Annotated in this window: 17 protein-coding genes; 1 reads left to right on the forward strand and 16 read right to left on the reverse strand. The window is 70.3% G+C overall.

Annotated features, from left to right (window positions below; genetic code table 11):
- Positions 1-71: 71 nt before the first annotated feature.
- The 7 genes from tuf to hppD all read right to left on the reverse strand — a co-directional run bounded on the left by tuf (position 72) and on the right by hppD (position 7,023).
- Positions 72-1,262, reverse strand: a complete 1,191-nt coding sequence (tuf, locus tag ON36_RS24750) for an elongation factor Tu (protein WP_043658354.1) — start codon at positions 1,260-1,262, stop codon at positions 72-74.
- 114 nt (positions 1,263-1,376) lie between these two features.
- The gene (gene fusA, locus ON36_RS24755; protein ID WP_043658356.1) at positions 1,377-3,479 is read right to left on the reverse strand and encodes an elongation factor G; all 2,103 of its coding nucleotides are present in this window, start codon (positions 3,477-3,479) and stop codon (positions 1,377-1,379) included.
- A gap of 141 nt (positions 3,480-3,620) precedes the next feature.
- Complete coding sequence (gene rpsG / locus ON36_RS24760) at positions 3,621-4,091, reverse strand: 30S ribosomal protein S7 (protein ID WP_040798748.1); 471 nt, start codon at positions 4,089-4,091, stop codon at positions 3,621-3,623.
- A gap of 1 nt (position 4,092) precedes the next feature.
- On the reverse strand, positions 4,093-4,467 hold the full coding sequence (rpsL, locus tag ON36_RS24765; RefSeq protein ID WP_039801925.1) for a 30S ribosomal protein S12: 375 nt from the start codon (positions 4,465-4,467) through the stop codon (positions 4,093-4,095).
- A 295-nt stretch (positions 4,468-4,762) separates the two neighbouring features.
- Positions 4,763-5,308, reverse strand: a complete 546-nt coding sequence (locus ON36_RS24770) for a DUF3558 domain-containing protein (RefSeq protein WP_043658361.1) — start codon at positions 5,306-5,308, stop codon at positions 4,763-4,765.
- Between the two features lie 2 nt (positions 5,309-5,310).
- Positions 5,311-5,838, reverse strand: coding sequence for a DUF3558 domain-containing protein (locus tag ON36_RS24775; protein ID WP_043658363.1), 528 nt, complete (start codon positions 5,836-5,838; stop codon positions 5,311-5,313).
- Positions 5,839-5,868: 30 nt separating this feature from the next.
- On the reverse strand, positions 5,869-7,023 hold the full coding sequence (gene hppD / locus ON36_RS24780; protein WP_043658364.1) for a 4-hydroxyphenylpyruvate dioxygenase: 1,155 nt from the start codon (positions 7,021-7,023) through the stop codon (positions 5,869-5,871).
- A gap of 136 nt (positions 7,024-7,159) precedes the next feature.
- Between hppD and ON36_RS24785 the strand changes: the two genes are divergently transcribed.
- Positions 7,160-7,666 carry an Lrp/AsnC family transcriptional regulator gene (locus ON36_RS24785; protein ID WP_043658366.1) on the forward strand — a complete coding sequence of 169 codons (507 nt, stop codon included), beginning with the start codon at positions 7,160-7,162 and terminating at the stop codon, positions 7,664-7,666.
- Between the two features lie 7 nt (positions 7,667-7,673).
- Here the strand turns inward: ON36_RS24785 and ON36_RS24790 are convergent, their stop codons facing one another.
- The 9 genes from ON36_RS24790 to ON36_RS36395 all read right to left on the reverse strand — a co-directional run bounded on the left by ON36_RS24790 (position 7,674) and on the right by ON36_RS36395 (position 17,909).
- Entirely contained in the window at positions 7,674-8,321 is a 648-nt protein-coding gene (locus ON36_RS24790; protein WP_043658368.1) for a GntR family transcriptional regulator, read from the reverse strand.
- Positions 8,322-8,351: 30 nt separating this feature from the next.
- Complete coding sequence (locus ON36_RS24795; RefSeq protein WP_043658370.1) at positions 8,352-9,344, reverse strand: isopenicillin N synthase family dioxygenase; 993 nt, start codon at positions 9,342-9,344, stop codon at positions 8,352-8,354.
- Between the two features lie 8 nt (positions 9,345-9,352).
- A complete protein-coding gene (locus ON36_RS24800) occupies positions 9,353-10,525 on the reverse strand; it encodes a periplasmic binding family protein (protein ID WP_043658372.1) in 1,173 nt (390 codons plus the stop codon).
- 12 nt (positions 10,526-10,537) lie between these two features.
- Complete coding sequence (locus ON36_RS24805) at positions 10,538-11,383, reverse strand: ABC transporter permease (protein WP_083885387.1); 846 nt, start codon at positions 11,381-11,383, stop codon at positions 10,538-10,540.
- A complete protein-coding gene (locus ON36_RS24810; RefSeq protein WP_043658373.1) occupies positions 11,383-12,168 on the reverse strand; it encodes an ABC transporter ATP-binding protein in 786 nt (261 codons plus the stop codon). Before ON36_RS24810 ends, ON36_RS24805 begins: the two co-directional genes overlap by 1 nt.
- 106 nt (positions 12,169-12,274) lie before the next feature.
- Positions 12,275-13,588 (reverse strand): amidohydrolase family protein, encoded by a 1,314-nt coding sequence (locus ON36_RS24815; RefSeq protein ID WP_043658374.1) that lies wholly within the window; start codon positions 13,586-13,588, stop codon positions 12,275-12,277.
- A gap of 128 nt (positions 13,589-13,716) precedes the next feature.
- Entirely contained in the window at positions 13,717-14,829 is a 1,113-nt protein-coding gene (locus ON36_RS24820; protein ID WP_043658376.1) for a winged helix DNA-binding domain-containing protein, read from the reverse strand.
- A 67-nt stretch (positions 14,830-14,896) separates the two neighbouring features.
- On the reverse strand, positions 14,897-15,871 hold the full coding sequence (locus ON36_RS24825) for an NADPH:quinone oxidoreductase family protein (RefSeq protein ID WP_043658378.1): 975 nt from the start codon (positions 15,869-15,871) through the stop codon (positions 14,897-14,899).
- A gap of 55 nt (positions 15,872-15,926) precedes the next feature.
- Positions 15,927-17,909: a serine/threonine-protein kinase gene (locus tag ON36_RS36395; protein ID WP_052314323.1), complete on the reverse strand. Its 1,983-nt coding sequence runs from the start codon at positions 17,907-17,909 to the stop codon at positions 15,927-15,929.
- Between the last annotated feature and the right edge of the window lie 34 nt (positions 17,910-17,943).

Genomic DNA, 17,943 nt, shown 5'->3' on the forward strand with positions numbered 1-17,943 from the left:
GCGGGCCCGAAACGCCGAACGGCGCCGCTCCCAGGGGAGCGACGCCGTTGCGGTGTCAGTGATTCAGGGAATCACTTGATGATCTTGGTGACGCGACCGGCACCGACGGTGCGGCCACCCTCACGGATCGCGAAACGCAGGCCCTCGTCCATGGCGACCGGCTGGATCAGCTTGACGCTCATCTCGGTGTTGTCGCCCGGCATGACCATCTCGGTGCCCTCGGGGAGGGTCACGACGCCGGTCACGTCGGTGGTGCGGAAGTAGAACTGCGGGCGGTAGTTGTTGAAGAACGGGGTGTGGCGGCCGCCCTCGTCCTTCGACAGGATGTACGCCTGGCCCTCGAACTCGGTGTGCGGGGTGGTGGTGCCCGGCTTCACGACGACCTGGCCGCGCTCCACGTCCTCACGCTTGATACCGCGAACCAGCAGACCGACGTTGTCGCCCGCCTGGCCCTGGTCGAGCAGCTTGCGGAACATCTCGATACCGGTGACCGTGGTCTTGGTCTTCTCCGGACGGATGCCGACGATCTCGACTTCCTCGTTCACGTTGACCACACCGCGCTCGACGCGACCGGTGACGACGGTGCCACGACCGGTGATCGTGAAGACGTCCTCGACGGGCATCAGGAACGGCTTGTCGGTCTCACGGACCGGGTCCGGGATCGACTCGTCGACGGCGTTCATGAGCTCGAGGACCGACTCGGCCCACTTCTCGTCACCCTCGAGGGCCTTCAGGCCGGAGACGCGCACGACGGGGGCGTCCTCGTCGAACTCCTGCGAAGCCAGCAGCTCGCGGACCTCCATCTCGACGAGCTCGAGGATCTCCTCGTCGTCGACCATGTCGGACTTGTTCAGCGCGACCAGGATGTAGGGCACGCCGACCTGGCGGGCCAGCAGCACGTGCTCACGGGTCTGCGGCATCGGGCCGTCGGTGGCGGCCACGACCAGGATCGCGCCGTCCATCTGGGCGGCACCGGTGATCATGTTCTTGATGTAGTCCGCGTGGCCGGGGGCGTCGACGTGGGCGTAGTGACGCTTCTCGGTCTGGTACTCGACGTGGGAGATGTTGATCGTGATACCACGAGCCTTCTCCTCCGGAGCCTTGTCGATCTGGTCGAACGCGAAGGCCGCGTTCAGGTCCGGGTACTTGTCAGCCAGCACCTTGGTGATGGCAGCCGTCAGCGTGGTCTTGCCATGGTCGACGTGACCGATGGTGCCGATGTTGACGTGGGGCTTCGTCCGCTCGAACTTCGCCTTCGCCACTGTTGTCCTCCTGGACTAGTTTGTGCGTGCTTTTCTGCAGCAGTGCGGTTTATTACGGGGGGTCGTGCTGACGCCCGGTGCCGGGACCGAGCGTACTCGGCCCCGGCAAGCGAATTACTCGCCGGTCGCCTTGGCGATGATCTCCTTGGACACGTTGGCCGGAACCTCCGCGTACTGGGCGAACACCATGGAGTAGTTGGCCCGGCCCTGGGTCTTCGACCGCAGGTCACCGATGTAGCCGAACATCTCCGAGAGCGGAACCAGCGCCTTGACGACACGGGCACCACTGCGTTCCTCCATGGCCTGGATCTGGCCACGGCGGGAGTTCAGGTCGCCGATCACATCGCCCATGTAGTCCTCGGGCGTGGTCACCTCGACCGCCATGAGCGGCTCGAGGATGACCGGACCGGCCTTGCGGGCAGCTTCCTTGAGCGCCTGGGAACCGGCGATCTTGAAGGCCATTTCCGACGAGTCGACGTCGTGGTACGCGCCGTCGAGCAGGGTGACCTTCAGGTTCACCAGCGGGTAGCCGGCGAGGACACCGTACTGCATGGCGTCCTGGGCACCCGCGTCGACCGACGGGATGTACTCACGCGGAACGCGGCCACCGGTGACCTTGTTCTCGAACTCGTAGTGCGCGCCGTCCTCGCCGACGAACGGCTCGAGGGCGATGATGACCTTCGCGAACTGGCCGGAGCCACCCGTCTGCTTCTTGTGGGTGAACTCGAGCTTCTCGACCGGCTTGGTGATGGTCTCGCGGTAGGCCACCTGCGGCTTGCCGACGTTCGCCTCGACCTTGAACTCCCGCTTCATGCGGTCGACCAGGATGTCGAGGTGGAGCTCGCCCATGCCGCCGATGACGGTCTGGCCGGTCTCCGAGTCCAGCTTCACCGAGAACGTCGGATCCTCGCGCGCCAGCTTCTGGATCGCGGTACCGAGCTTCTCCTGGTCGGACTTGGTCTTGGGCTCGATCGAGACCTCGATGACCGGGTCCGGGAAGGTCATCGACTCGAGGACGACCTGGTTCTGCGGGTCGGAGAGGGTGTCACCGGTGGTGGTGTCCTTCAGACCGATCACGGCGTAGATGTGGCCGGCCGAGGCGGTGGTGACCGGGTTCTCCTTGTTGGAGTGCATCTGGAACAGCTTGCCCAGGCGCTCCTTCTTGCCCTTGGTCGAGTTCACGACCTGCGAGCCGGAGTCGACCTTGCCCGAGTAGACGCGGACGTAGGTGAGCTCACCGAAGAACGGGTGCACCGCGATCTTGAACGCCAGCGCCGAGAACGGCTCGTCGACGTTCGGCTTGCGGGTGACGATCTCGTCTTCCTTACCCGGGACGTGGCCGGTGGTGGCCTCGACGTCCAGGGGGGAGGGCAGGTAGTCGATGACGGCGTCGAGCATGGGCTGCACGCCCTTGTTCTTGAACGCCGAACCGCAGAGCACGGGGTAGAGCTCCGAGTTCACGGTCATCTTGCGGATGGCGCCCTTGATCTCCTCGATCGAGAGCTCCTCGCCGCCGAAGAACTTCTCCAGCAGCGCCTCGTCGGACTCGGCGACGGTCTCGAGCAGCTCCTGGCGGTACTGCTCGGCCTTGTCCTTGAGGTCGGCCGGGATCTCGACGACCTCGTACTCCTCGCCGAGCTTGGTCTCGCCCTTCCAGACCTTGGCGTTGTTCTCGACCAGGTCGACGATGCCCTCGAAGTCGTTCTCCGCGCCGATGGGCAGCTGGATGACGAGCGGCTTCGCGCCGAGGCGGTCCTTGATGGTCTGCACGGTGAAGTAGAAGTCCGCGCCGAGCTTGTCCATCTTGTTCACGAAGCAGATACGCGGCACGTCGTACTTGTCGGCCTGACGCCACACCTGCTCGGACTGCGGCTCGACACCCTCTTTGCCGTCGAACACGGCGACCGCACCATCGAGCACGCGCAGCGAACGCTCCACCTCGACGGTGAAGTCGACGTGCCCGGGGGTGTCGATGATGTTGATCTGGTTGTCTTTCCAGAAGCAGGTGGTAGCCGCGGAGGTGATGGTGATACCACGCTCCTGCTCCTGCTCCATCCAGTCCATCGTGGCCGCGCCGTCGTGGACCTCACCGATCTTGTAGGTGATACCGGTGTAGAAGAGGATGCGTTCGGTAGTGGTGGTCTTGCCCGCATCGATGTGGGCCATGATGCCGATGTTGCGGACCTTGTTCAGGTCGGTGAGCACGTCCTGTGCCACGGAAATCTTCCCCGCTCTGCGTTGGTTGGGATTCTCGGGATCGACCCCTGTCGGGTCATCACTGTGTGTTTGCCGGCGGCGGCGCCGATGGTGCGGCGCCGCCCCCGACTGTGATCAACCCGGCCGGAGGCCGGGCCGAAATCACCAGCGGTAGTGCGCGAACGCCCGGTTGGACTCGGCCATCTTGTGGGTGTCCTCGCGACGCTTCACCGAGGCACCGAGACCGTTGCTCGCGTCGAGCAGCTCGTTGGCCAGACGCTCGACCATGGTCTTCTCACGACGGGCGCGGGAGAAGTTGACCAGCCAGCGCAGCGCCAGGGTGTTGGCGCGGCCCGGACGGACCTCGACCGGCACCTGGTAGGTGGCGCCACCGACACGGCGGGGCTTCACCTCGAGGGCGGGCTTGACGTTGTCCAGCGCGCGCTTGAGGGTGACGACCGGGTCGGTGCCGGTCTTCTCGCGAGCCTGCTCGAGGGCGCCGTAGACGATGCGCTCGGCGGTGGACTTCTTGCCGTCCAGCAGGATCTTGTTGACCAGCTGGGTGACCAGCGGCGACCCGTAGACCGGGTCGTTGATCAGCGGACGCTTGGGTGCGGGGCCCTTGCGCGGCATATCAGCTCTTCTCCTTCTTGGCGCCGTAGCGGCTGCGAGCCTGCTTGCGGTTCTTCACACCCTGGGTGTCGAGCGAGCCACGGATGATCTTGTAACGGACACCCGGAAGGTCCTTCACACGACCGCCGCGGACGAGCACCATCGAGTGCTCCTGCAGGTTGTGGCCCTCGCCCGGGATGTACGCCGTGACCTCGACCGAGCTGGTCAGGCGAACGCGCGCGACCTTACGCAGCGCGGAGTTCGGCTTCTTCGGGGTCGTGGTGTACACGCGGGTGCACACGCCACGACGCTGCGGGCTCCCCTTGAGGGCCGCAGTCTTGGTCTTGGCGACCTTGTCGCGGCGACCCTTGCGGACCAGCTGGTTGATGGTTGGCATAGACCGGCTTTCCTTATTGGTTATTGCGGCTGTCGGAACGTCTCATCCCCGCTCGCGCGGAGATCACTTCTGTGTTCATCGAGCTTTCACTCGCACGTCCAGCCACGTTTCTGTTGACCCGCGGTCGGGCGTGTCGCGCGCAGCTCAGGCCCCGTTTTCCGGGCACGCTGGAACGGTCAGCCGCTTTCGCTGGCCTACGTTCACGCACGAACTTGCCCGTCACAATCCGGGCACAGCGATCCACGATACCCGCGTGTCCGTTCGAGGGTCAAAGCGGGGTGGTCGGTCAAGAGTTCTAACGCGCCAGGTTCAAGGTGAGTTCCACCAGCTTCTTCGCCGCGTCGCAGGGGTTCGGGTGCCCCGAACCGGGCCGGTAGTTGATCCACCAGCTGATGACGCCGGTGTCCGCGGCCGCGGCGCTCACCCCGCACGAGTCGCCGTCGTTCGGGCGGCGGATCTGCAGCGCGAGAGTGCCCTGGACGGTGATGTTCTCGGTGGTGTACTTCAGCTTGTCGTACGTGCTGCGCTCGTTACGCAGGTTGCCGTTCTCGTACCAGGCCAGGGTGGCCATGCCGTCGCCGCCGGGCGCCCCGATCAGGTCCCACATGCAGACCGCGCCGAAGAACGAGAACTCCGGCGAGGTACCTTTGCCGACCGCGTCCTCGATCTGCTGGGCCGAGACCACCTCACACTCGCGCAGGAGTTTGTCGAACTTCACATTCACCTGCTGGCCGGAACCGACCGGCTGCGGGTTCCCCGGCACGGTCCGGCCGCAGCCGGTCGCCACCCCGATCAACAGCCCGGCGCAGCCGAGCGCCGCGGCCGCCCGTCGTCCGATCATCGTCATCCCCCCAGCCGCTGCACGGTCAGTTCGGCGAGTTTGCGGCTGCGGTCGCACGGGTTGCCCCCGACCGCGCCGAAGCTGCCGTAGGACGTGGACCACTCGAAGAAGTCGTCGCCGAGCTGTACCGCCAGGTCGCAGATGCGCCCGCGCGGGTCGAGTGCGGCGAAGCCCGGTTTGCCCCCGACGGTGATCGACTCGGGCGCGCGGCCGTTGGTGGAGACCCAGGCCTTCTCCCGGTCGATCGGGCTGCCCCGATACGAGGCGAAGGTGACACTCGGTGAGCCCTGCCCGAAGGACTGCCAATTGCAGCCGACCGCGTTCTTGAACGACCCCGAGATCTGGCCGAGCCCGGCGAGGTCGCGTACCTCGTCGTCGGTGACGTGCCCGCACTCGCCGGCGAACGGCCCGAGGGCCACCACCCGCGGCACCGGCCTGGCCGGCCCCGCGGAATCGTCGCCGCCGGTACCGCACGCGGTCAGGCTCAGCACACAAGCCGTTCCGGCGAGGAGAGCAGGCAGGATCCGCATGGCCGCAACTCTACCCAGATCGCCACGGCCCTACAGATTCCCGCGCGCCTCCTGTTCGCGCTCGATCGCCTGGAAAAGTGCCTTGAAGTTGCCTTTTCCGAAGCCGAGTGACCCGTGCCGCTCGATGATCTCGAAGAACACGGTCGGGCGATCGGTGACCGGTTTGCAGAAGATCTGCAGCAGGTAGCCGTCCTCGTCGCGGTCGACCAGGATGCCGCGCCGCTGGAGTTCGGCGACCGGGACGCGGACCCGGCCGATACGGGCGCGCAGGTCGGGGTCGGAGTAGTAGGTGTCCGGGGTGGCCAGGAATTCGACGCCCTCGGTGCGCAGGGCGTCGACGGTGGCCAGGATGTCGGAGGTGGCCAGGGCGATGTGCTGGACGCCCGGCCCGCGATAGAACTCCAGGTACTCGTCGATCTGGGACTTCTTGCGCCCGACCGCGGGTTCGTTGAGCGGGAACTTCACCCGGTGGTTGCCGTTGGCGACCACCTTGCTCATGAGGGCGGAGTACTCGGTGGCGATGTCGTCGCCGACGAACTCGGCCATGTTGGTGAATCCCATGACGCGGCGGTAGAACTCGACCCACTGGTCCATGCGGCCGAGCTCGACGTTGCCGACGACGTGGTCGATGGCCTGGAACAACCGGGAGGGGCCGCCGGGCCGCGGCTGGTAGCCGGACCGGCGCGCGACATACCCGGGCAGGTACGGGCCGTAGTAGCCGGAGCGGTCGACCAGGGTGTGCCGGGTCTCGCCGTAGGTGGCCAGCGCCGCCGACCGGACGACGCCGAAATCGTCCGCCTCGTCGTGCGGTTCGACCAGGACCGTCGCGCCGTGCGCGCGGGCCCAGTCGATGCAGCGGTCCACGTCGGGGACCTCGAGGGCGATGTCGACCACCCCGTCGCCGTGCCGGTCGTGGTGGGCGACCAGCGGGCTGTCCGGATCGACCGCGCCCTGGACGACGAACCGGGCGCTCCCGCTGCGCAGGACGAACGACTTGTGGTCGCGATTGCCGGTCTCGGGGCCCGAGTACGCCTCGAGCCGCATCCCGAACGCCGATTCCAGATAGTGGGCGGTCTGCGTGGCGTTGCCGACCACCCACACCAGCGCGTCCCAGCCGATCACCGGGAACGGGTCGGTGCTGTCGTCGTGGTCGACCAGGCCGACCAGCTGCTGCTCGATGGTCATACCCAAGGGAAGCCGACCGGCCGAGAACTCGGCAACAGAGGAGCATCGGCCTGGACACACTGCCGCGAGCGCCCAGCGGTTCGGCGGAATTGGTGGACAATTTGAATAGCAGGCAACGACGCCACGGAGGTCGAAGATGCACGCCCTCGACGAATTGGATCTGGCCATCCTCACCGCGATGCACGAGCATCAGCGGGCCGGGATCCTCGAGCTGTCCCGGCAGACGAAGGTGGCGAGGGCGACCGTGCAGGCCCGGATCAACCGGATGGAGCAGTCCGGGGTGATCGCCTCCTACGATCCGCAGATCGACGTCACCGCGGCCGGGTTCGACGTGCAGGCGTTCGTCACCCTGGAGATCGCCCAGGGCGCGCTCGACGCGGTGACCGCCGAACTCGACGCCATGCCCGGCGTCCTCGAGGCCTACGCGACGACGGGTTCCGGCGACGTGCTGTGCCGGATCGGCGCGGACTCGCACGCCGGGCTCCAGGCGGTGCTGCTCAGCATCGATCGGACCGGCTCGGTGGTGCGCTCGCACAGTGTCATCGTGCTGTCCACGGTGGTCCCCCGCCGGTCCATGCCCCTGCTGCGCACGCTCACCCCGGCGGGCACCGCCAAGGCGCCGGCCTACCGCGAGCCGCGCTGAGCGCCGGTCAGGCCCGGCCGAGGCGGGTGAGCAGGCCGTGGACGTGGGCTTCGGCGGCCGCGCGGGCGGACTCGGGGTGGCCGGACTCGAGGGCCTCGACGATGCGGCGGTGTTCGCGCAGGGCGACGCGGCGGTTGCGGGCCGAGCACCACAGGTCGCCGCGGTAGAGGTGTGCCTGGGCCTCGAGGCGGGCCAGTTCCTCGGCGACGCAGGTGTTGCCGGAGGCGTCGCGCAGGAAAGTGTGGAATTCCAGGTCGAGCGCGGCGTCGCGGGCCGGGTCGGGCGCGTCGGCGAGGTGCGCCTCCTGGGCGGCGAGGATGCCGCCCAGCTCGTCCAGGTCGGCCTCGGTGAGCCGGGTGGCGGCCGCCGCCGCGGCGAGCCCGTCCAGGACGGCGCGCACGGCGAGCACGTCCCGGATGCGGTCGTCGTCGACGGCGGCCACCTTCGCGCCCGCGTGCGGTGCGCTGATCGCGAGCCCCTCGTGGATCAGCTGTTGCACCGCCTCGCGGACCGGGCTGCGGCTGACCCCGAGCCGAGCCGCCAGCGCGGGCACGCTGAGCGGTTGCCCCGGGGTCAGCTCGCCGGAAAGGACCATCCCGCGGATCTGCCGGTGCACCGACTGCCCGAGCAGCGATGAGGAGCTGTCGTCGGTCATGTGCCGATCCCTTCCGTGTCGATGGGGGGATTATCCCCGGGGGCGGTAGTTGGCCCTGACCCGCGCGTCGAGGAAGTCGGCGGCGGTCACCGGCGGGTACTTGCCGCCGGGTCCCTGGATGACCGCGTCGCGGTCGGCCTGGGCGAAGTAGGCGATGCTGTAGCGCTCGCCCTGGTACTCGCCCTCGCCGGGGCTGCGCACGCGGTGGAAGTTCGACGGGAGGGCGTCGTCGCTCCACCGGGTCAGCATGTCGCCGATGTTGCAGGTGATCAGGCTCGACGACGGGGTGATGGAGGTCCACTCCTGCTCGGCCATCTCCTTGCCGGGGCACACCTGCAGCCCGCCCTGCCCGTCGCGCTGGAACAGCAGGGTGAGGCAGTCGAAGTCGGTGTGCGCGCCCGCCCGCCAGCGGCCGGGGACCCCGCGCAGTTCCTCCGGCACCGCGAAGTAGTGCAGCAGGCGCAGGGTGCTCTGGTACTGCGGGGAGGCGGGATCGTGTGCGGCGGTGAAGTGTTCGCGGTCGAGGCCGAGACGGTCGGCGAAGCAGGACAGCACCCGCATGGCGACGGTCCAGCAACGCCGCTCGAAATCCAGGACGCGGGAACGGAATCCGGGGAGTTCGGCCTCGGTCGGCCAGCGGCCCTCCATGTGCGGCCGGGTGACCTGATAGGACTCCTTCTGATCCGGCACGCCGATCGAGGGCCGCACCTGACTCAGGCTCTCCCAGCCCGCGTTGTCGGCCTTGACCAGGGGATACCGCGCCTTGACCGCCTCGGGCAGCGAGAAGAATCCGGCGGTGGCGGCGAACATCTCGTCGACGAGGTCCTGGGGGATGCCGTGCCCGGCGAGCTGGAAGAAGCCGATCTCGGTGGCCGCGTCCCACAGCTCCCCGGCGATCTCGGCGCGCCTGCCCTCGAAGTCGGTGAGATCGATGACGCGGATCTCCCGGGTGTCGGTCTCGGTGCCGAGGCCGCCCATCTGCTGTTCGCGGGCGACTTCGGACAGGTCGTAGTCGGTGGTCATGGGCGCTCCTATCCGGTGACGGCGATGCCGCGGTCGAGGAATTCGGTGGTGACGAGCTGGTCGGCGCGCAGGCCCGCCGGTACGTCGGCGCCGCCCTTGCGCAGGATGGGCGCGAACTCGTCGATGACCCGCTGCATGCGGGCGGTGTCGAAACTGCCGAGGACACCGTCGGTGTCGTTGCCGATCAGGCCGCCGTCGATGAGGGCACGGCTGCCGAAGGCGGCGAGTTCGGCGCTGTAGGGGGTGAGCTTGGGGTTCTTCGCGACGACGTCGACCACGACGGCGTCGACCCGCGACGGGTCGGCGCGGAAGTCGGCGGTGGCGCGCTGGATCATCGGCACGAGACGCCGCAGGCAGGGTCGCAGTTCGTCGACGCGGTCGGCGCGCACGGTGACGGTGCGGGCGTAGCCCTCGTAACCGACGTCGCGCAGCAGCTGGTACGCCACCGGCTTCCCCCACGCCCGGACCTCGTGTTCGTAGGTGAACGGCTCGGCGTTGGCGAATCCCTGCTGGGCGAGGGAGGAGTCGCCGACGAAGCGGGACGGGGAGTTGTCGTAGGAGGCGTCGATCTGTTCGGGTTTCACCAGGCCGCGCGCGACCAGCCAGTCCGGGTACATCTGCCCCTTGGACACCACGATCGGCTTGCCCGAGCGGCCGATGTCGGCGATGCCGCGCCAGTCGGGATGGGCCGCCGGGTCCCACATGAGCATCTGCGGGCTGCCGCGCAGCAGGGTGGTGACCGCGACGATCGGCTGCTTCGCGGCGGCGGCGACCGCGTGTTCGGAATGGGCTAGGCCCAGGGTGATCCCGGGGTCCACGTACATCTGGGAGGGCACGGTCTGGAAGCCGATGGCCGGTCCGCCCGCGCGGATCTCGAGCTTCACGCCGGTGTCGCGGCCGCCGGTCACCAGCGGACCGGTGATCTTGTTGTTGTCGGCGTCGACGGTGTAGCCGGGGCCGAGCAGGCCGAAGATCGGGCCGGAGTCGGTCTCCGGCGACCACTGCAGCTGCACGGCGACGGTGTCCGGGCACAGCCCGTCGAGCCGCTGGTCGGCGGGCGCCGGGTCGAGGGCGACCGGGGCGGCGGGGTCGGCGTCGCCGGAGCAGGCGGCCACGGTGCCTGCCAGCAGCACGGCGGCGGCCGCCGCGCCGAGGCGGCGCAGGGTGTTCGGCTTCTTCATGGCGAGTCCTAGCTAGTGGGCGGAGGTGTGCCAGCGACCGACGGTGATCTTCTGGACGACGGTGAAGACGGCGAAGACCAGGACACCGAACAGCGCGGCGAGCAGCAGCGCGGCGATGAGGTCCTCGGATTGCAGGCGGGCACGGTAGGTGTCGAGCAGGGTGCCGATGCCGGGCTTGCCCTGCGCGAAGAACATGTCGCCGATGATCGCGCCGGTGACCGAGAGGCCGGCGGCGGTCCGCAGTCCGGTCAGGATGGAGGGCAGGGCGGCGGGCAGTTCCAGCGACCACAGCCGCCGCGCGCGGCCCGCGCGGCCGAGGGTGAACAGTTCGCGCAGGTTGCGGTCGACGGATTTGATGCCGAACAGCGTCATGGCGATGATCGGGTGGATGGCGATGAGCACGCAGACGGTGGTGCGCGCGGCGAAGCCGTAACCGAGCCAGAGGCCGATCAGCGGGACCACCGCGAGCACCGGAATCGCCTGCAGGACGACCGCGTAGGGGTAGACGACGTTCTCGATCGGCTTGGCCTGGCTCATCAGCACCGCGATCGCGACGCCGAGCACGGCGGCCAGGCCGAGGCCGGTCACCGCGACCCGGGCGGTGACCGCGAGCGCGTGCAGCATGGTCTCGACGGTCTTCGGGTTACCGAACGACTCGGCGAGCACGGTGTGCGGCGGCGGCAGCAGGAAGCGCCGCTGTGGGCTGAGTACCAGCATCGACACCGCGTACCAGGCGCCGAGGGCGAGGCCGACCGAGAGCACGGGCGCGAGCGTGGCGCGGGCCGCCTTCCTGAGGTCGGGCCGGGGGACGCGGCGCACGGGGACGGTCACGGCGGGGCGGGCGGTGATGCTCACCATCAGCGAGCCTCCTTCAGCGAGTCCGAGATCCGGGCGGTGAGGGCGGTGAAGGCCGGGTCGAACCGCACGGCCCGCTCGCGCGGATAGGGCAGGTCGACCTCGATCACCTCGTGGACCCGCCCCGGCCGGGCCGACATGACGACCACGCGGGAGGCCAGGAACACCGCCTCGGAGACCGAGTGGGTGATGAACAGGGCGGTGAACCGGTTGTCGGCGTAGAGGCGGAGCAGTTCCTCCTGCATGGTCAGCCGGGTCATCTCGTCGAGCGCGCCGAACGGTTCGTCCAGGAGCATCAGCCGCGGTTCCAGCGACAGCGCCCTGGCCAGCGACACCCGCATCCGCATGCCACCCGACAGGCGGCTGGGCAGCTGTCCGGCGAAATCGGCGAGCCCGACCTTGTCCAGCGCGGCCTCGGCGCGGGCGCGCCGGGTCCGGCGGTCGACGCCGGCCAGCTCGGCCGACAGCTCGACGTTGCGGCGCACCGACCGCCAGGGCAGGAGCGTGGCCTCCTGGAAGATGAAGCCGATCGATTCCGTGCGGACCGCGACCGCGCCCGCGCTGACCTGTTCGAGACCGGCGGCCAGCCGCAGCAGCGTGGATTTGCCGCAGCCGGACGGCCCGACCACGGCGACGAATTCGCCCGCGGCGATGTCGAGGTCGATGTCGGCGAGGGCCAGGGTGCCCTCCGGTCCGTCGTAGCGCTTGCCGACGCCGGCGAAGGAGACCTCCAGCCCGGTCAGCAGTGTGCGCGCGTCGGCGTCGTTGACGGTGTCGTAGAGCGTCACCGATGGTCACCCCTTCCGGTGTGTGCGTGCAACTCGTGTGTGAAATCAGTCTTACTGCCCTGGATTACATGCAATGCTGAAGCTGTTTCGCGCTGATTAACAGTCATCACATGCTGATCAGGCGCCGCGTCAGCTCGTCGGCGTCGACCCGGGTGCTGCGGCCGTCGCGGATCACGGCCTCGCCGGCGACCCACACGCTGTCGATCACCCGGGGCGAAGCCGTCGTCAGCAGGGTGGCACCGGGGTCGTGAACGGGCAGGCAGGCGAAGTCCCGGTCGAAGCGCAGCAGCACGAGGTCGGCCGGGTCGCCGACCGCGACGCCGGTGTGGGCGGCGCGCCCCAGCACGCGCCCCGCGGCGCCGGTCGCCATGTGCAGCATGTCGGCGAAGCCGAGCAGGTCGGCCTTCCGGTGCGCGGCCCGCTGGAGGTAGGCGCCGAGGCGCAGGCTCAGCAGCATGTCCTGGGTGTCGTTGCTGGCGGCACCGTCGACGCCCAGGGTGACGGGGATGCCCGCCGCCAGCATCTCGGGCACCGGCGCGACGCCGCTGCCGAGGCGCATGTTGCTGACGGGGTTGTAGGACACCGTGACACCGCGTTCGGCGAAACGCGAACGCCCCGCAGCGTCGAGGTGGACGCAGTGCACCGCCAGGGTGCGCGGCCCGAGCAGGCCGCCCGCGTCGAGGTAGTCGACCGCCCCGACGCCCGCGTGCGTCCGGCACATCTCCTCGTCCGTGGTGGTCTCGAGGACGTGGATCGACACCGTCTTGCCGGTGGCGGCGGCGTACTCGCCGACCGCGGCCATGCCCTCGGGGGTCAGGCAGCGCGGGTTGGGCACGGCCAGCGCGGTGGTGATGCGGGTACCCGCCAGCCGCCGGTCGAGTTCGCCCACGTGCGCCAGGGCGTCGTCGAGGGGCTGCATGAGGCGCGGGTCCAGGCCCCACCTGCGGGTGATGTCGGCGCGATCGGCGACCCCTCGGCCGAGGACGACCCGGATCCCGAGCTCGTCGAGGGCGCGGATCACCGCCGCGTGCACGGCGTCGGACGGGTTGGGCCACAGGTGCTCGACGACGGTGGTCACGCCGCTGCGCAGCAGTTCGAGGCCGCCCGCTAGCGCGGACAGGTAACTCTGTTCGGGGGTGGCGGCCACCGTGTGCTCGCCGACGCAGCGCAGCCACTCCAGCAGCGGCAGACCCTCGCCGGTGCCGCGCAGCACGGCCTGCTGGAGGTGGGTATGGGTGTTGACCAGACCGGGGATCAGGTAGCCGCCGCCACCGTCCACCCGGGGCAGGCCCGCGTCCTCCGGGCCCGCGCGCAGGGCGGCGACGACGCCGTCGCGGACGACGACCTCGTGGCCGGGCCGCCAGCCCTCGGGGGTGTAGACGGTGACATCGTGAACGACGACGGACGCGGGGCGTGCCATACGCAGACCTCTTCGGGTGTGCGGCTGGTTCGCCCGCCGTGATGCGGCGGCGCCGGTCGTCCGTTTCAGCCATGAACGACGTGGACCCGACCCTAGGCAGGCCGTGTTGCCCGGCGGTTAAAGCCGTGTCACGGGCGCACGTCCGCGCCCGGCGCGAGGATCTCCACGCTGCGCGCGGCGTCGGCCTCGAGGAAGGCGAGCAGCGCGGCGGCCTCGGATTCGACCTGGGCGGCTTCGGCTTTCGTCCACGGACGGGCCGGGCTGATCCGCAGGCGGGCGGTGCCACGCGCGACGAACACCTTGTAGACGCCCGCCGCGAGGCCGTCGACCAGGATCGGGGAGACGTTCGCGGCCCGCGCGCGGATCACCGGCGCGCCCGCGTGGCCGAGGACGCGGGTGCGGTCCTGGTGGGACAGGAACACGTTGTCGTACCAGCCGAGCAGCCGCACCGGCGCGGGGACGTCGGGGTCGGCGAGTTCGGCGTCGGCCGCGTCGTAGAGGGTGCGGCCACGGGAGTCGGTGTAGGTGCGGACCCGGTCGCCCAGCGCCGTCACCGCGTCCTTCATGCCGGGCAGCTTGGACCAGGTCTGCATGTCGCCGGTGGTGGCGGGGCCGAAGGCGCGCAGGTAGCGCAGGATCAGTTCGGCCAGTGGGTAGCCCGGGTCGAGCGGGGCGCCCAGCCACGGCTCCACCCGGCACCAGACCGGACGGGAGTTGTCCTTCCAGCGCCCGCGCGGCGGGGTCTGCAGGACCGGGAGCTGATAGAGCCAGGTCTGCGCGACCGCGCCGGGATCGCGGTCGGGGAAACGGCGGGCGGCCTCGGCGCGCAGGTCCGCGGCCGACACCGGGTCGTCCCCGAAGACCTCCTCGCCGTGCCTGCGCACCTCGTCCGGATCGAGTCCGACCATCGCCCCGTAGTTGAAACCCGGCCGGAACGGGATCTTCTCGACCTCCGGCTGGATGTGCGGGGCGATGCGCAGCGCGTCCGGCGGCGTCACCAGGTGGATCGTGCCGCGCATCAACGTGAGCCGCACCAGCGACCGGTCCTCGAGCGCCGAGGAGACCGTCGCCGGGTCGAAATCGACGACCCGCGACCACAATCCGATGAACGGCGGCGGGACGTCCTGGGCCTGCAGGCCGATCAGGGCGTCGCAGACCGCCGCGGGGGTGAGCGCGGCGCGCTCCAGCAGGTGCTGGCGGGACAGCAGGGTGCGATTCAGCACCCTATCCGACAGTTCCACGGCCCCACCTCTCCCCGGACCGGCGACCGGCCGCCGGCACGCCGCAGCGTACCCGGCGGCACCGACGTCAGCGGACGCCGACGACCACCTTGCCGGTCGCGGTCCGGTTGTCCAGGGCCGCGACGGCCTCCGCGGCCCGGTCGAGGGAGTAGAGCACCGGCTGCGGCGCGGCGATCGCGCCGGAGGCCAGCAGCGGCTCCACCTCGGCCCACTGCTCGGCCAGGTAACCCGGATGGCTCATGACCCACTCGCCCCAGGCGGCGCCGACCACCTCGACGTTCTTGAGCAGCAGCCGGTTCACCTTCACGGTCGGGATCTCGCCCGCGGTGAAGCCGACGACCAGCAGCCGCCCGCCCTGGGCCAACGAACGCACGCTGTCGGTGAAGCGGTCGCCGCCGACCGGGTCGAGCACGATGTCCACCCCGCGCCCGCCGGTCAGCTCCTTGACCGCGTCGAGCCAACCCTCGGTGAGCACCACGTCGGTGGCGCCTGCGGCCTTGGCGACGCCCGCCTTCTCCTCGGTGCTGACCACGGCGATCACCCGGCCCGCGCCGAGGGCCTGAGCCATCCGCAGGGTCGAGGTGCCGATACCGCCCGCGGCGCCGTGCACGAGCACGGTCTCCCCCGGCGCGAGCCTGCCGCGCTTGCGCAGGCAGAAATGCACGGTCAGGTCGTTGAACAGGATGCCGGCGCCCGCCTCGAGCGACACGTTGTCGGGCAGCCGGAACACCGCGTTCGCCGGCGCGACGGCCACCTCGGCGACGGCGTTGCCCAGCATGGTCAGCGCGCAGACCCGGTCGCCGGGGCGCAGCGGAGAATCCTCCGGCGCCTCGCGCACGACCCCCGCGACCTCGCCGCCGACGACGAACGGCAGGCCGGGCTTCATCTGGTAGAGACCGCGCGTCATCAGCACGTCGGGGAAGGCGATGCCCGCCGCGTGCACGTCGATCAGGACCCCGCCGGGATACACCGTGGGTTCGGGGATGTCGACGATCCGGATCGCCTCCGGTCCGGCCAATTCGCTCACCTGGGCTGCCCGCATCGTTGCCGACCTTCCTCTCGTTCGTCCCTGTCGGAACTTAGCCGCCCGGGGGGGCTCAGCGGAAGGCGAACTCGGCCATCGCCTCGCTGCCGATCACCGAACCGTTCTGCAGGATGGTCAGGCCCGCCGAGCTGACCTGGTAGCGGAAGGTGCCGTCGGGGGCGACCCTGGTCGCGGTGAATCCCCCGCCGCCCGCGGGCACGGGATCGTCGATCTCGACGGTGCCGTTCCTGTTGGCGCCCTTGTAGTAGTACCGGTGGTCGCCGGTCCGGCAGATCACGATGGCGGAGTTGGGAGTTCGGGCGATGGTGACGGCGGGATCGTCGGCGTTGCAGCGCGGGCCGTCGGCGAGGAACCCCTGCCTGTCGGTGCTCGCCACCGATCCCTGGAACGGCGACTCCGGCGACTCCGGAGCCGCGGTCGGCGCGGTCGACCGGCCGGTCGACGGCCCGGTGACCTCGGTGACCGTCGGCGCGGGCACCTCCTGCGTGCCCGTCCCGGGCTCCCCGGTCTGCGCGCGATCGTCGCCGCGGCTCATGGTCAGCAGCACCACGATCGCGATACCGACGAGCGCGATCACGATGAGCGCGCCGAGCACCCCGGCCAGCAGGGGCGCGGACGCGCCGCCGGAACGGGCCGGCGCGGGCAGGGGAGCCGACAGGTGATTGCGCGCCGCCCAGGCGGGGTCGCGGTCCTGGACCGTGGGGTGGGGCCGCGCCGTCACGGCGTGCCGCCACGCCTCGCCGCCGCCCTGGTACGCCGCGGCCGCGCCCGGCACCGGGTCCCGTTCCGACGCCGGACCGCGCGGCACCGGCGCCTCGCCCGAATTCGGGGACGGCGGAAGCGGATACGTCCCCCGGCCGGTACCGGAGGCCGGCTGCGGGCCGGACACCCGGCGCGCCCCGACCGGCCCGGATACGGCGTGCGGGCCCGAGGTCCGCGGCACCGGGCCGGAGGGCCCACCGGGCTGCCGTGGTACCGGGCCGCCGGCACCCTGGACCGGATGCGGTCCGGAGGCCCGCGGCGGGACGGGCACCGGCCCGGAGGCACGCGGCGGCCCGGCCCGGCCCGGTGACGCGCGGATGCCGGTGCCGTCGACCTCGGGCGACGGCGCGGTCTCCGGCGGGTCGGCGGGCGCGGGCGCGGGCGGTTCGGGCGCGGGCGGCGGCACGACCGCGGGCCCGGACACCGTGGACGGCGCGTCCCGATCCGCCTGCACCATCGCGGCCCTCGCAGCCCTGGCCAGGTCGCCGGAGGTGGCGTAGCGATCGCCGGGCCGCTTGGCCATGCCGCGCTCGATGACCGCGTCGTAGACCGCGAGATCCGGGTCGACGGTGCTCGGGCGCGGCGGCGGCGCCATCTGGTGCGAGCCGATCGCGCCGGGCAGGCTGTTCACCGGGAACGGCACCCGCCCCACCAGGCACTCGTAGAACACGCAGGCCAGCGCGTAGGTGTCGACCGCGGCCGTCATCGGCACGGCGTCGAACCGCTCCGGCGCCATGTACGCCATCGACCCGACCGCGCTGCCCGCGCTGGTCAGCTGCGGGTCGGACTCTGCGTGCGCGATCCCGAAATCCACCAGGTAGGCGAACAGGTTCGCGGTCAGCAGGATGTTCGCGGGTTTGACGTCGCGATGGATCAGGCCCTGGTCATGGGCGGCGTCCAGGGCGGCCGCGATCTGCTCGACGACCTGGACCGACTCGGCCGGGCTCAGCCTGCCGTGCCGCTGCAGCCGCTCCTTGAGATCGGTGCCCCGGACCAGGCGCATGTCGATGTAGAGGACGCCGTCGATCTCGCCCCAGTCGTGCACGGGGATGACGTGCGGTTCCTGCACGCTGGCCAGCGCGAACGACTCCCGCCGGAACCGCTCGACATAGGTCGGATCGGTGGCCAGGTGCCGATCGAGCACTTTCACCGCGACCACCCGCCGCTTGCTCGTATCGAAGGCCTCGTAGACCTCACCCATGCCACCGACTCCGAGGAGCCTGCGCAATTCATAGCGCCCGAACATCGAGCCCGCCATCGCCCCGCCGGCCATCCCAGCAGGCTACCGGCCGGCGTCGGCGTCTGTC

Source organism: Nocardia thailandica NBRC 100428 (assembly GCF_000308795.1).
In the GTDB taxonomy this organism is placed as follows: Bacteria; Actinomycetota; Actinomycetes; order Mycobacteriales; family Mycobacteriaceae; genus Nocardia; species Nocardia thailandica.

Bases quoted from the DNA above. Each gene is read 5' to 3' on its own strand.
- rpsG (WP_040798748.1), bottom strand. From the start codon at position 4,091: ATGCCGCGCAAGGGCCCCGCACCCAAGCGTCCGCTGATCAACGACCCG.
- rpsL (WP_039801925.1), bottom strand. From the start codon at position 4,467: ATGCCAACCATCAACCAGCTGGTCCGCAAGGGTCGCCGCGACAAGGTC.
- ON36_RS24770 (WP_043658361.1), bottom strand. From the start codon at position 5,308: ATGATCGGACGACGGGCGGCCGCGGCGCTCGGCTGCGCCGGGCTGTTG.
- ON36_RS24775 (WP_043658363.1), bottom strand. From the start codon at position 5,838: ATGCGGATCCTGCCTGCTCTCCTCGCCGGAACGGCTTGTGTGCTGAGC.
- hppD (WP_043658364.1), bottom strand. From the start codon at position 7,023: ATGACCATCGAGCAGCAGCTGGTCGGCCTGGTCGACCACGACGACAGC.
- ON36_RS24785 (WP_043658366.1), top strand. From the start codon at position 7,160: ATGCACGCCCTCGACGAATTGGATCTGGCCATCCTCACCGCGATGCAC.
- ON36_RS24790 (WP_043658368.1), bottom strand. From the start codon at position 8,321: ATGACCGACGACAGCTCCTCATCGCTGCTCGGGCAGTCGGTGCACCGG.
- ON36_RS24795 (WP_043658370.1), bottom strand. From the start codon at position 9,344: ATGACCACCGACTACGACCTGTCCGAAGTCGCCCGCGAACAGCAGATG.
- ON36_RS24800 (WP_043658372.1), bottom strand. From the start codon at position 10,525: ATGAAGAAGCCGAACACCCTGCGCCGCCTCGGCGCGGCGGCCGCCGCC.
- ON36_RS24805 (WP_083885387.1), bottom strand. From the start codon at position 11,383: ATGGTGAGCATCACCGCCCGCCCCGCCGTGACCGTCCCCGTGCGCCGC.
- ON36_RS24815 (WP_043658374.1), bottom strand. From the start codon at position 13,588: ATGGCACGCCCCGCGTCCGTCGTCGTTCACGATGTCACCGTCTACACC.
- ON36_RS24825 (WP_043658378.1), bottom strand. From the start codon at position 15,871: ATGCGGGCAGCCCAGGTGAGCGAATTGGCCGGACCGGAGGCGATCCGG.
- ON36_RS36395 (WP_052314323.1), bottom strand. From the start codon at position 17,909: ATGGCCGGCGGGGCGATGGCGGGCTCGATGTTCGGGCGCTATGAATTG.